Raw genomic sequence first — 13,589 nt, 5'->3', positions numbered from 1 at the left:
AGCCGAAAACCTAGAAAAGAGTAGGCATTCAAGAATAAATATGATGTATTATGAAATCTAAATTTTTAAAACTTGTTTTACCGGCCTTCGCCCTTTTGTTGGCGGTTGGCCTTGCCTTTGCCACTGAGGAAAAACCAGTGGTGCAACAAGCCCATTATTTACATCCAATCAATGGTTGGCAAACTGTCAACGTTGAAGATGCATGTTTTACTGGAAGCAATATGGCTTGTAAGTATGACATTTACCAGTTGTATGCCGAGGAATCAGAGTCCAGTCAAGCGCTGTACAAAAATTAAGCAATTGATCTTTGACCATTTTTAAAGAAAGGTGCCTTTAGCAGGCACCTTTTTAACTAATTCAAACAACTTCCATGAAATAAAAGATTCTATATCCATGAAATATTTTAAATACCACTAAAGCGCTCCATTAATTTTTTTCAAGCACAATTTCCAATGGCCAATAGCCGTCATATTTCCCTTCTTTTTTAAACCCATTTCGATATCTGCTTTCAAATCCAACAGTAGTTGGATGAAAATCCCCTTTGTATAGTCCGATTGGGATGTAAACTTTTCATTTGCATTGAATCCGGTATTCTTTTTTCCCAATTGACCGACCACCCCATCTATATACGTCATCTGAAGCTCTTGCCTCCTTCGGTCCACATGGGCAATATCCTCATGGATTTCCTTGAAAAGGCCTGATTGCAACCTAATCAGAAATTCTTCGACCAATCCTTCTTGACCCATAAGTATTTCCATGTGCTCCATTCGTTTTAACCTATTGGCAATGATCAAATCCATCACCAAGTACTGCTGGTACCGGAGTACCTCATCAGAATGGGTGGTGTACTTCAAACCATTAAAAAATACGGGGCGGGTCAACCATTCCAGAGTATCAAAAGCATTGGTCAATAGAAAATCCAATCCTTCCAACTGGTCCTCCCACGGAATGGGTACATAGGGATCTCCGAGTTGTTGTATGGATTGGTACTGAACCTCATACCCCCCGATAAGGGTCATAACCTGTTTCATATGATTGCTCCATAACTCAACCGTTCTTTGGTAAAGCCTCAACAACCTTGCATTATCAGGTTGGTCTTCTGTCGCCTTAGGAATGAGTGCAATGACCCGTTTCATATTGTTCAAGGCCATTGCTGTACTGCGAACTGGATTATTGGTCTCCACTACTTCATTGGTAAATGAAGGTCCCAAATCCTCCAATTGATTAACATTAAACCGATACCAAGGGATCGCATCCTGCCACAGAATCATCTGTTCCAACTCAGCTTGCCTCATGGCCTTTGATTCCCCTACTGGAAACTCCGTATAGGCCCATTTGATATTATATATATCTGTCGGGCCCACACCTTGTATCAACAGGGATGGGGGTATGCTGTCTTCTGGCTGTGGTAGATTGTTGGCCCTTGTATAGTTCATCACACTGGGGGTATGCCCCATGGTCCGCAACCAAAGACTGTCATTCATCTTGTTCCAAGGATAGGCACCCTCCCCAAAATTACCATCCAACATTCCGAAGATATGTCCTGCTTCATGGGAAGCAATCTGTTGGTACAAAGCCCCTACCAGATCATCGGGGAAAGGAAAGCGTTGTGCCCGTTTATCCAATGGAGCGGCCCGTACAAAGTACTTTTCAGATACGGTCTGCACCGAAGCACCCATAAAGATGTCCCCACGTAAAATCTCCCCTGAACGCTCATCAACGATATACCCAATCGCAGCTCCAAAATCCTCATCTTCCATTCCTCTTGTATATTTCTTCTGGGACCAATACACTATATTGGAATGGATACTATGAGCCTGCCATTCGTCCAAGCTATCCATCTCCTTGACCACCAAAGCATCCTTAAAACCTGCAGATTCAAAAGCGGGTAACCACTCCTCTATCCCTGCCTTGATATAGGGTCGCCATTTCTTGGGCACCTCTGATGAAATCAAAAAACCAATGGGCTTTACGGGAACACTTATCTTCTGGTTCTTGAATTTCTTTTTAAGGTTCCAACGAAGGATATTGGCTGGCCGATTCTTCAATCCAAAATGGAAGCCCCCGTCCTGCTGCTCATTAAAAAACCCCATCCGATAATCGAACCGTCTTCCCTCCATAGGTTTTCCCAAAGCGCAAAAGCCATAGAACAAGGGAACCGACACCTTGGATTTTGACTTTACCATCCCCCTTAAGACCTTGAAGAGGACTTCATCATCCCCATTTTTCGAATCCAGAACCAACGACATGTGGGATATGGCATTTCCTATGGAAACCCCAAAAGCTTGAGGCCATTCGATATCCTGTAGCAATATGACATCCGTAATATTGACACAAAACCAATCAGCTTCCCCACAGGACTTCTGCAAGGGCAGAATGGCCAAGACATTCTCCTTTAGGGGAAGTCGGTCAACAATGGGAAGGTTTATTCCTGCCGAAGATGAAATGCGCTGTTGTTTTAAGAGCATTTTGTCCTTGTGCAATGACCAGACCACCTGCATATAACTGCGTCTCATGGTATCATAGCATACAAACAACATGGGTTGGTCCAATACTTCTCTTGGAATGTTAAGGTACAATTGATCACCCTCCATAAAAGCATTCAAAAAAGAAGTCTTGTTTCCAATGACATTGATTGGTTCATACTTCGGCATATCCGATACGGTGGCAAAAGATTTTGCCGACAGATGTAGGGATAGCAATATAAATAGCAAGAAATTCCTCATAATTCTCTATTGATTCAAATTCAAAAAGTGTTTTTTATAAGAAACTAATAGCCTGGATTTTGAGGTAAAAGGTTCGGGTTTGTATCCAGTTCAGTTTCCGGAATGGGAAGTAAAACATCGGTAGACCTCCAATTGTCCTTTTTGGCGCCCATTACTTCATTTGCTCTTCCCGTCCGCTTTAGATCAAACCATCGGTGCCCTTGTTCCGTAAAGAGTTCGACTCTTCGCTCCTGCAGTATAGCCTCCAAAAGTTCACTTTGTGTATTTGCAACTATGTCCTGTAAACCAGCACGGTTTCTAATGGAATTAAGATCGGTCCGTGCGCCAACATTATTCTCCAAATGCACCCTGGCCTCTGCCCGGATCAAGTATTGTTCCGAGCAACGAAACACAATGGAATATTCCACGGAAGTGGTTTCATTGGCATCGGCCCTATACTTGTTGGCATAATGCAATGTGATGGTTTCATCCGCATCGGACACACTTCCAACCCATTGATCCAGTCTTAAATCCCCAACCTCAAAAGAATCCAATAAGTCATCCGTCAAAGCATAAGTTTGGCCTGGAACCGATGGAATGATCAACTGAGTAGCTTCATAAGTGTTTCTGCCCTCCTCTGGCTTTAGTTGCCAAATGGTTTCAGGGGAATCCTTCAGGAAAACTTGGTCCAGATCAGTCTCCAAAGGGAAGACAGCGATAAGTTCTGTGGCCATTTCATCCGCCATCTCCCAATTTTCAACATACAGGTACATTCGGGATAATAGAGCCATCGCCGCATGCAGATCCGGCACTACCCTTTCATTGGAAGAAGGCTCAAAACCCTCCAATAATATAATGGCCTCCTCAAGGTCAGCTATGATCCTGCTGTATACCTCCGCTTCGGGCATGCGCGATACCTTATTATTCTCCAAATAATCAGTGTCCGCAATAAATGGGACATCCCCATAAAGCAAAACCAATAAACTATGGAAATAGGCCCGGACAAATAAGGCCTGTCCCTTGGCACTGTTTATTTCCACTGTGGTCAGGTCGGATGATTTTTCAACACCTTCAATAATGGCATTGGCACTGTATATCACATTATATGCCTGTCTCCACCACGCAAGAACGACGTCATTTTCTGCCATCAGGTTATGATTGTACATTTGGAGGTAATCGGCACTGAACCCATAATAATCCAACCCATCGCCATAGATGCCCATTGCAGGTGTCAAGCCTGTTATTCCAGATACCAAACCCTGTTCCTCCCTCATGCTATAATAAAGGTTGGCCAAAGCGGACTCCACCGTAGCGGGGTCTCTAAAAACTGTCTCCGAAATCAAAGTGTTCCTCGGCGGGTCCACATCCAAAAAATCCGAACAAGCCGACACTAACAATCCCAACCAAAGAAGGACCAAGTTGAAGAAAACGGATTTAAGGTGTAAACCGGAACCCATTGCATTCATTTGATTATCTGTATATTTTCTAAAGATTTTCATACTGCTTTTTTTACATTAAAAACTTACTTGAAGGCCTAGTGAAATCTGTCTTAAAGGAGGAAGTCGAAGCCCAGAAGGCTGTTCGGGATCGGGGCCATTGTAGCCCGTGATGGTCCAAAGGTTTTGGCCTTGTACGTAGACATTGACATCCAGGCCATCCTTTAAGGAAGGGACATTGTAGTTTAAGTAAATATTTCTTAAACGGATAAAGGAAGCATCCGATACAGCTGCATTGCTTTCCTTTTGGAATCCGTCCAATCCTCCGGTAGGTGCCAAACCACTGAATGCTCTTTGAACGGACACCATATCACCTGGATTTTGCCAACGATCAAATAGTGCCACCGGTCCATTTTCTTTAAAACCAGGAGTGGCTCTAAATCGTGTGGTATTGAATGCCCTTTGCTTTTTGAATTGAAAAAAAGCATCCAGTGTAAAGTTTCCAAGGCGAAGTGTATTTCCCAAACCACCATAAAACTTTGGGGCAAGGTCTTCAATCCATTGGCGGTCCTCAGTGCTGCTAATCGCCCCATCCCCATTATAATCTTCAAACTGATATAAACCAGTTTCCGAATCAACACCCATGGCGTGGTACAACTTAACAATGGTCAAGGGCTCTCCTACGATGTATTGGTTTACAAATGTGGATGATTCCAGACCATCAAATGCCACCAACCTATTTTTAGGGATGGTCAGGTTAAAGGTCGTGGACCAGCTTACCGTCGAGGATTGAATGTTAATAGTTCGAAGATCTACTTCAAGGCCTGAATTCTCAACAAGGGCATCAAAATTTCCTGTCAGTTCAGTAAACCCTGTTGTAGCAGCTAAGGGAATGCCGACCAATTGATTGGAAGAACGGTTTCGGTACCATGCCGTATTCAGCAAAAGTCGGTCATTGAAGAACCCCAATTCCAAGGCAATTTCCAATTTCTTGTTTTCCTCCCAACCGAACTGTGGATTAAAAATCCCGGTCGGTTCCAATGCAGTGACCCCATCATAATCGTTACCTGATACCGAATAGGTATCCAAGTATTGGTAATCCCCAATATTATCACTTCCCGTTGTTCCATAACTGGCGCGCAGTTTGCCATAACTCAATATCGAGTGTTCCCCAAATATGTTTTCTTCAGAAAAGATCCAGGCCACACCCAAGGCACCAAAGTTTCCAAACTGTTTACCTGGCCCAAAACGGGAGGATCCATCCCTACGGCCTGTTAGGTTGAGGATATAGCGATCCAACACCTTTAGATTGATACGGCCAAACACAGCATTGTACCTATATTCGGAATCCAAATCCGTGATGACCTCCAAAGTTCTGGCCGCTGCCAAGTTTTGTATCAATTCATTACTTGGAAAACCCATTCCCCGTATGACCTCTTGATCCGAAGTTTCCCATTGAAAGGTGGCTCCCATGAGCATATCCAAAGAAAAGGCCCCCAACCCTTTTTTCCACTGTATCTGTGGCTCCACGATCCAGGACTGCCTTTGAGATCCATTAGTGATGAGATTCGAATAGCTTTGGGATGTATAGCCCAAACTTGGGTTCCTTGCAGAACTTGGTATGGTCCGGTAGCTATCCAATCGGTAGTCGGTAAATCCCATACTGGACCGGAATACAAGGTCTTTCAGAATGGAATAGGAAACAACAGCATTGGCAATAATGGTATTGGGCCTGGCCACATAATTTTCCTCCAAGGACGCAATGGGGTTATCCCATGTATTGTTCTCCCAATTGATGTTCCCTTCATCGTCATATAGTGCTGGGGCATTGGGCTCCAAGGAATAGGACTTGGAGGTGAAGTCCGAACCCGGCATCTTGTTCTTCTCATTGGAATAGCCCATCGACAGGTTCACCTTGAACTTGCCATTCTCTGAACTATGATCCAACTGGCTCCGAAGGGTTCCTCTCTTATAATTGGAATCCCCTGGGAAAACAGTTGTTTCCTTCTGATAGGCCCCACTGATCAAAAAATGGGTGTTCTGGCTCCCGCCGGAAATAGATAGCTGGGCATTGTTCCGATAGGCCGTGCCGCCGATCAGTTCATCTTGCCAATTGGTATATCTACTATTGTCCCATGATTTTATATCTGGCCAAACATAATCCAAGGCCGGGTTGTCCAAAAAGGAACCATACCCATCATTTATGACCCCCTCTCGTCTCACTTCAAGATATTGTTGGGTATTCATCAGTTCCAAAAAGTGGGACACTTTACCCAGCGCAGTACTCACATGGGCATCAAATCTGGTCTTCCCCTCTTTTCCTTTTTTGGTAGTGATCAGGACCACTCCATTGGCACCGCGTGACCCATAAATGGCGGTGGCATCGGCATCCTTTAGCACCTCTATACTCTCTATATCACTGGGATTGATAGCATTCAAGGGACTGACATTGGCACCCAATATTTCATTGGAGACCCTTAATGCACCAAGGGACTGGGAACCAAAGGGCACACCATCCACAATAAACAAGGGATCGGACACCCCGGAAAGAAAGTTCCGACCTCGCACCTCTACAGTAAATCCGCCACCTGGCACCCCTGTGGACTGAACGATGTTCACCCCGGACATGTGCCCTTGCATGGCTGCCAATGGATTGGCCACTGGTTGCTTGTCAATAACACTTGCTTTGATTGTGGCAATACTTCCGGTCCGCTCTTTCTCGGAAACTGTATAATAACCCGCATTGAGTACCACTTCTCCCAATGCAGTAACATCCTCCTCTATTTGTACAATCATTTCACCCCTTCCAGACACAGGAACGGATAATGTTTTAAATCCCACCATGGAGAACAAAAGGACATCGGTCGGACCAGCTTGGATACTAAAGGATCCATCCATATCGGTGATGGTTCCAATATTCTTGGACTCCACCACAATATTGACCCCTGCCATAGGCAAGCCTTGGGTGTCGGTCACCATTCCGGTGACAATAGTTTGATAAGGCTTCATTGCAAAGAGTTGCCCTGAAACCAGAAAAGACAATAAAAAATAACAGAACAAGTATGGATGTAACCTGCCCAAACAATAAGATAATTTCTTCATAATTTTGAGTTCGTTTGATTAAAGAGTTAGTTTTAATTGAATTCCCCTGGACTCTTACTACCCTGTCCCGGGTTTTTTATGCACACTGCCCAAGAAATCACCATAAAATCGTAACTTCCCTAGAGCATCAAGGTTCGGACAAAGGCCACCCTGCCCAAGTGGCAAATGCACTTGGAAAAAGGATTCCTTATCGAAAAAGACTATGAAAATGTGCTGGGGCCGGATACCCAAAAACGAATGCGTCAGTAATGGGACAAAGGATAAATCAAACCGAAAAAGTGTAGCATGTATCCCATAACTATAGTCAAAAAAGAAATCAAATGGGATTCTTGGGCTTTTTCTTGAACAGGATGTCGAACACCGAATGTGATGTCCCAAAAACAGGGCAAGTACACGGTGTGAACCCTACAAAAAAAAGTTGCCAAATGTTTCCCATAACCTAAAAGGTTAGCGACACATCGAATAACTAATAAACAAACGCTAAGAAAAAGTTGAAGAAAAAACCAATCACCCAAAAAAAGGCGCGGAACCCAACTTATCGCACTGGGGTACTGGTATACCTTGCACCGATAAGAGAGCCCACGCCCGGGTCGTGAGCCAATCTGCTTATCATCTCAGTGCAAAAATTACCAGTTTTCAGTGTGAGATTCAAAGCGATAGCTTCAAGTATGTTTTAAACGAAGAATCGCAAATATATTTCTAACTCCAAACATAAACAATCGAACTTAAAAGACAAAATTATATTATAAGTAATTTTTTGTCTCTAATTCTATTGCTCACTTTGGCTTATGTCTAGATATAAGAAGACAACTGCCCTTAAAGCAATAGGTAAACGGTTAAAAAGGCAGAGGGAAAAGGAAAAACTCCAAATTGAGGATGTTGTTGAAATGACCGGGTTTACTTATAAAAAAATTTCAGACGTAGAATCTGGGGAAGAAACTTCTTTGTCATATTTTATTGAAATTTGTCTTGCAATCAACATTCAACCAAAAGATATTCTTGATTTTAATGTCGGAACAAAACCTAGATTTAACCTTTCTTCGACAAGAAAAGAAAAAACAAGATTAACATCAAGGTTAATTGAATCCATAAACCAAGGCTTTTTTAAAAAACCAAGATATAACAGTGAAGTTGTCATAAAATTAAAAGAAGACTTTGGTGTTGTATCATCTTCCTCAAATGTTTCAGCAATTCTACGACGGTTAGTTGACGAAGGGTCTTTAAAAATAACTAAAGGCCAAAATCGTAATCAATACTATCAAAAATAGCAGTTTGTTTTTCCTTCCCACCTTTAGTTTTTTTTAGAAAATTCTTACATTTAAAATCATCTCCCCCAAAAATTTTATTGAATACTAGCAGATATGTGTTGCATTATAATGCAAAATCTGGGCATAGCCGATCCTTTTGGCTGTGTATGCTGAGTAAAGTTGGAGATAAAAACTAGTTGCCATTAATTATAAAAACCAATCACAGAAAATAAATGGAATATTGGAAAGAAGAACTTTTTAAAACTTTTTTGGTTAAGTTTCCAAAATATTATGAAGACTCAAGTGCTGATTATTTTCAAAGTCAAAATTTACCGAGTAAACTAAACAAAAAAGAGCAAGAACTATTGAACAATAAAATTAATCTTGCGGAACTTGTTGGTTGTGAGAAAAAATTGGTTTTAAATGAGCTTTTAAAAGATAAATCAAAAGATAACTTCACTTTTTACTTAATACAAACACTTGAATTAGATTGTGAAGTAAACGCATTTGATAAAACAAAAAAGACTGTATTTATCGAAATCGCTGGACGATATTTTGAGCAAGAAACTTGGATTTCGCCTTATTTAATTTCCAAACTATTTGAGCGTGGTTATAAAATAAAAGAAGAGGATAATCAATTCGTACTTGAATTATACAAAAAAATCCGAAAACAGAATGATTTGGATAAATGGGCAACATTAAGGTTTGCAACAAAATTAGATGATAAAAACAAATTTGAGATAGCCCAAACTCATACGAGAGAATTGTTTTCAATTTTATCATTCAAAATGGGCAAACCAGTTCATTTTAACTTCCCGAACCTTATTGGAGTTGCTAACAATGCAATTTCACATTATCGTGAAAGCGGAGACTTGATTTTAAAATCAATTGACAAATTTGGACTTACAGGAAAAATAAATCAATTGGATAGAAGGAAAGGAACTTTTAAAAGAAAAAGATTAGAATATTTAGAAAACAAACCAATTCAAAATAAAGAGTTTGAGGAAATAGCTATTGAACTTTTTCCTGAACTAAAATAACTAATGGTAACAAAGAACTGAGTTAAAAAACAAGTCTTTTTAAGCCAATCTCGACACATAGTTCTCATTATAGGGCAGCCCTGATTTTGCAATGGCAAATGCCTGCTTCAACAGTTTGTTGGATACCGCTATCAAAGCCAGCTTCTTGCTCTTCCCCTTCCCTGTCAAACGTTCATAGATTTCCCTACATGCCTTATTGTGCTTGCATGCCGAGAAGGCACATAGAAATAGAAGATTCCGCAATTTCCTATTCCCTACCTTGCTTATCCTGCTCTTTCCCCGTACACTGCTGCCCGAACGCCTGGTCGTAGGAGTTATACCGGCATAATTGCAAAGCTGCCCAGCATTCTCGAATTTCGTGAAGCCCTCTGTTAGCACGATCAGAAGAGCCACTGTTTTGTCCCCGAGTCCAGGTATGCTCTTCAGGTTGGTAAGCTGCCGTTGCTGCGTTTTCTTGACCAATCCGAGCAATCGTGATTGAAGGGCTTCCAGCTCCCTGTCCAGGCTTTTCAATGAACGCAACAAGGATGAATGGACCGCCCTTGAAGGGATGCCCAGTACCTTTTCACCGTGCAGCTTGTTCTTTACCTGTGTCCGCTGTTTGAGATAGATGTCCATCAAGGCCAATAATTGGAGGCTCTCAGCTTGGTCCTCGCCCTTGCCGTCGTACAGTGGAACATCGTTGACCTTGGCGTACTCCGCTATGGCCTTGGCGTCGCTCTTGTCCGTCTTTACCTTGGAAAGCTTCATCTGCACAAAACGTTTTACGGACAAAGGGTTGACGACCGATACGGCCATGCCCTGGCCATAAAGGAACTGGGCCAATAGATAATGGTAGTAACCAGTGGCCTCCATCACCACCAGACTGTTGGAATTTAAACCCCTGAAATAATCCTTGAACCCCTTCAAGGTGTTCGGGTACTGGTGGTGAACACCCTCATGGTCGAAAACATCAAATACATCCTTGCTGATGTCCACTCCGTGGATTTCTTTATCTTTATTCATAGGAAAATGTTTTGGAAAGGACGCTCCACTTAAGCTTCAACAACTTGAAATCGAGATCTAGGTCTCACAGAACTGAACGAATTCTTGAGTGGAAAAGAGAGGGGGTCATCAATGTTGACGGAATCGATACTTCCTATGGCTATATTGACCTTGTTCCTCTCTTTTGTTCTTTCTGATTTATGACTATAATTTAATCAGAATCAAACTTAAGATGGCTATAAGTAATTGCTTGTTCTCGCCTTCTTCTGAAAATCCTCGCAGATTTTCAGTTTGGTGTGTATTTAAAAGATTAAATGCCAAACCACACAACTACGCATAGGAAGTTAATTGCTATCACATATTGAGAAATGAACATTCAATTGACCAAAGAACAAGCCCTAAAGGGAGACAATTTTCTAAGAAAATTACTCTCTGATGGAGCATTACAAAGACAAGCGGTTTACGATTTTTTTAATGATCGTGATTTAGCTATTGTTGTTTGTAAAACTCTCGAACAAGTAGGAATTATATCTTTAAATGGACCCACTTATAATGATCCTTTTGCAATTATTGGTCCTGAAGACGGTATTTCTACATTTTTAAAAAATGGTGGGCTTACAAAAATTGCAATTGACCTAGAAAAACAAAATATAACAAAGGCAAAAGATGATGAAATAAGAAACCTAACTGCAAAAAATCTTCTTTTGCAAAATAAACAAATGAAAAGAGCGGTTTTCTATTCAATTATAGGTTTTATTGCTGGAGCCATAATCACCAATTTAAAGGACATTTTGATTCTGTTTAACCTAATTAGCTCTGATTAATTAAAAAACTCAGAAACAGCAAAATCGATTGAGTTGCACATTAGAAATTATTTTTATGTGTGAAACCCATCAAAGCTATTCAATAATTTTGGTGAAAAGTTGTGGACTTTCGGTAAGCGCAAGCTCTGAAGCAGAAATAGTCTCCCCCTCAAGGGTGATTCTTTGTCCATCCACAGATTTCCATAAATGATAGGATTTTGCGGTCCGATACATTTTATCATTAAAGGTGGAACCATACTTCACGCAAATAAGGATAAGAAACTGACCAGAAAACCCTTCATGTTCTTTCGCCTTTTCAAACAACTCACCATTAGCTTGAATATTTAATACTCCCTTTTTTGACTCATTTGGAAACAATATCTGTCCAAAACCCATTTTTACCCATTCTTTGTCTTCGGGAATTTTACAAATATTTTGCAATTCTTCTTCGATATTAGTTCCAGGTAATGGGTTACCTTGTGGGACATTGTTCACGATACTTTGTTTGGGATACACCGAAATATTAAAGGGTATCATTTGTGCATAAAATGACACCATAGTCCCCGGGCTTTTACCAATATTTATTAAACTGTAATCAATTGGAAAATACCAACCTTTTTCATCCGAATAACTCAATGGTCCCCCAATGCCAACCTTGTGATTTATCCAAGGACGTTGCTCGGCAATCATAATTTGCCTGCTAATACTATTACTTTCCACGGCCGCTTCGGAAGCCCTCAACGCAGCCTCTGAGGCCCGATTTGCCTGCCTATTGGATTGGATGAATAAGTAGATTTGAATGGCAGAGATTACTGCCAAGACTACAGTAAAAATAAATAGTCCTAGAGTATAAAGCTCAGTTGGGTTTGTTGGCTTCCACATAATGGTTTTTTTATTGCGTTTCTTAAGTGACTTATTTGTAAATCGCTTCCCTTGGTAATAATTAGGACTTAATTTTTGTAAAATCTTACTATACTGTATTTTGGACACCTTATTTGGAGCCATATTAAAAAAGTAAATTTCTGAAGTTATGTAAATGTAAGATTTTTCTATTTTCCGCCATTTCATATGGTTATGATTAACCACATGTCCAAAGAAAATTTAATTATGTCTCAAGCAAAACGCTTAAGGTGCTGAATTGGCCTATTGAACATTTCAAGTCTATTTTGATACATTGGTTCGACACAATATTGTAGTTCATTTGTTGGGTATCAAAACTTAAAAGACACTTTTGTTAAAAAAAAGAGTAATAAAAGTATCGAACTTTTCACGCCACTAATGGTTGTTTAGGTGTAGAAAGGGTTAGACCATATCAATACACTACCTTTTATTGCCGGTAGAAAAAGGCAGCCATTTGCCATTACATCTAATTTCTGGAAAATTCTTACATTTAGTTCCCATACCCCCCAAAAGATTTATTGAACCAATAATTAGGTGATGCTTTAAAAGCAGCATAAAAAGTTGGTCATCCCCCTCAATATGCTGAATTAATTTGGAGAAGTAAACTAGTTATAACCAATTAAAACAAACAATATGGAAATTAAAAATATTATTACCAGACTAAAGCAAGCAGATTATAAATATTCTGAAGCGAGGCGAATTAAAGAAGAATTAAAAAGAAGACCTCTTTCAGAGCAGTTCGAGATTGTAAGCAAACTTCGTGAGGAATCCCGAAAAAGCGATAATTCGGATATTATTGATGTCATTAATGATATAATAAATGACTTAGATAAAAAGTAATGTAGATGGATTATATTCTTGAAATAATCGCTTTGGTAGTTTCAGTATCCGCATTGATTATCACATATCTAAATCGGGTTGACAACAATAAACAGACAAAAGAATCTAACGATAAAGCAGATAGAGCAATAAAGTTATCAGAGGGAAATGTAGAAATGGGATTGCGTAATTCGATTAGTAATGCACGAACAAATGTAAACTCTGCGATTAGAGATTTAGAAAACTTTAGACTGCAAAACCCAGATGCTGACCTGAATATAATGACTAAATTATTTTGGTCCTCAGTAGAGGACTTATTAAATCAATATGAGAGAGCATGTATGCTGTATTTAGACGACAAATTAGATAAAGTTCGATTTCGAATTGAGTATTCGTCCGAAATCAGAAACGTGGTTGAAAAAGGCGAATACAAAGAGAAATATTTTCCGGCTCACACATCAAAGTACAAAGCAATTTTAAAAGTCTATGATGAGTGGGAAAATTTAGAAAAATAACTGGCTACAATAATGCTTCTAGAAAAATCATAGTCGAG

The 13,589-nt window shown here is 40.3% G+C and carries 11 protein-coding genes; 6 read left to right on the top strand and 5 right to left on the bottom strand.

The window, feature by feature from the left end; genetic code table 11:
• Positions 1-50 precede the first annotated feature (50 nt).
• Positions 51-296 carry a DUF6520 family protein gene (locus ACQQ5U_RS11300; protein WP_437397588.1) on the top strand — a complete coding sequence of 82 codons (246 nt, stop codon included), beginning with the start codon at positions 51-53 and terminating at the stop codon, positions 294-296.
• 117 nt (positions 297-413) lie between these two features.
• On the opposite strand, the gene ACQQ5U_RS11295 is transcribed toward ACQQ5U_RS11300, so the two are convergent.
• The 3 genes from ACQQ5U_RS11295 to ACQQ5U_RS11285 are packed head-to-tail and all read right to left on the bottom strand — an operon-like array spanning position 414 to position 7,243.
• Positions 414-2,726 carry a zinc-dependent metalloprotease gene (locus ACQQ5U_RS11295; RefSeq protein WP_437397586.1) on the bottom strand — a complete coding sequence of 771 codons (2,313 nt, stop codon included), beginning with the start codon at positions 2,724-2,726 and terminating at the stop codon, positions 414-416.
• A 44-nt stretch (positions 2,727-2,770) separates the two neighbouring features.
• On the bottom strand, positions 2,771-4,204 hold the full coding sequence (locus ACQQ5U_RS11290; protein WP_437397585.1) for a RagB/SusD family nutrient uptake outer membrane protein: 1,434 nt from the start codon (positions 4,202-4,204) through the stop codon (positions 2,771-2,773).
• A gap of 15 nt (positions 4,205-4,219) precedes the next feature.
• Positions 4,220-7,243, bottom strand: a complete 3,024-nt coding sequence (locus ACQQ5U_RS11285) for a SusC/RagA family TonB-linked outer membrane protein (RefSeq protein ID WP_437397584.1) — start codon at positions 7,241-7,243, stop codon at positions 4,220-4,222.
• A 788-nt stretch (positions 7,244-8,031) separates the two neighbouring features.
• On the opposite strand from ACQQ5U_RS11285, the gene ACQQ5U_RS11280 reads away from it, so the two are divergent.
• Together ACQQ5U_RS11280 and ACQQ5U_RS11275 are read left to right on the top strand one after the other, a co-directional pair.
• Complete coding sequence (locus ACQQ5U_RS11280; RefSeq protein ID WP_437397582.1) at positions 8,032-8,511, top strand: helix-turn-helix domain-containing protein; 480 nt, start codon at positions 8,032-8,034, stop codon at positions 8,509-8,511.
• A 212-nt stretch (positions 8,512-8,723) separates the two neighbouring features.
• Positions 8,724-9,530, top strand: a complete 807-nt coding sequence (locus tag ACQQ5U_RS11275) for a DUF7829 domain-containing protein (RefSeq protein ID WP_437397581.1) — start codon at positions 8,724-8,726, stop codon at positions 9,528-9,530.
• A 39-nt stretch (positions 9,531-9,569) separates the two neighbouring features.
• On the opposite strand, the gene ACQQ5U_RS11270 is transcribed toward ACQQ5U_RS11275, so the two are convergent.
• A complete protein-coding gene (locus tag ACQQ5U_RS11270; protein ID WP_437397579.1) occupies positions 9,570-10,535 on the bottom strand; it encodes an IS110 family transposase in 966 nt (321 codons plus the stop codon).
• A 347-nt stretch (positions 10,536-10,882) separates the two neighbouring features.
• Here ACQQ5U_RS11270 and ACQQ5U_RS11265 point away from each other — a divergent pair, with 347 nt between their 5' ends.
• Positions 10,883-11,338, top strand: a complete 456-nt coding sequence (locus ACQQ5U_RS11265) for a hypothetical protein (protein WP_437397577.1) — start codon at positions 10,883-10,885, stop codon at positions 11,336-11,338.
• Positions 11,339-11,413: 75 nt separating this feature from the next.
• Here ACQQ5U_RS11265 and ACQQ5U_RS11260 read toward each other — a convergent pair whose 3' ends face one another.
• A complete protein-coding gene (locus ACQQ5U_RS11260) occupies positions 11,414-12,199 on the bottom strand; it encodes a hypothetical protein (protein WP_437397576.1) in 786 nt (261 codons plus the stop codon).
• Between the two features lie 651 nt (positions 12,200-12,850).
• Between ACQQ5U_RS11260 and ACQQ5U_RS11255 the strand changes: the two genes are divergently transcribed.
• Complete coding sequence (locus ACQQ5U_RS11255) at positions 12,851-13,057, top strand: hypothetical protein (RefSeq protein WP_437397575.1); 207 nt, start codon at positions 12,851-12,853, stop codon at positions 13,055-13,057.
• Between the two features lie 5 nt (positions 13,058-13,062).
• Positions 13,063-13,551 (top strand): hypothetical protein, encoded by a 489-nt coding sequence (locus tag ACQQ5U_RS11250; RefSeq protein ID WP_437397574.1) that lies wholly within the window; start codon positions 13,063-13,065, stop codon positions 13,549-13,551.
• Positions 13,552-13,589: the final 38 nt, after the last annotated feature.

Origin of the sequence: Flagellimonas lutimaris (assembly GCF_051494225.1) — a bacterium.
Lineage (GTDB): Bacteria > Bacteroidota > Bacteroidia > Flavobacteriales > Flavobacteriaceae > Flagellimonas > Flagellimonas lutimaris_A.
Note: the sequence above shows the minus strand (reverse complement) of the source record. Positions and strands in the feature narration are given on the sequence as shown.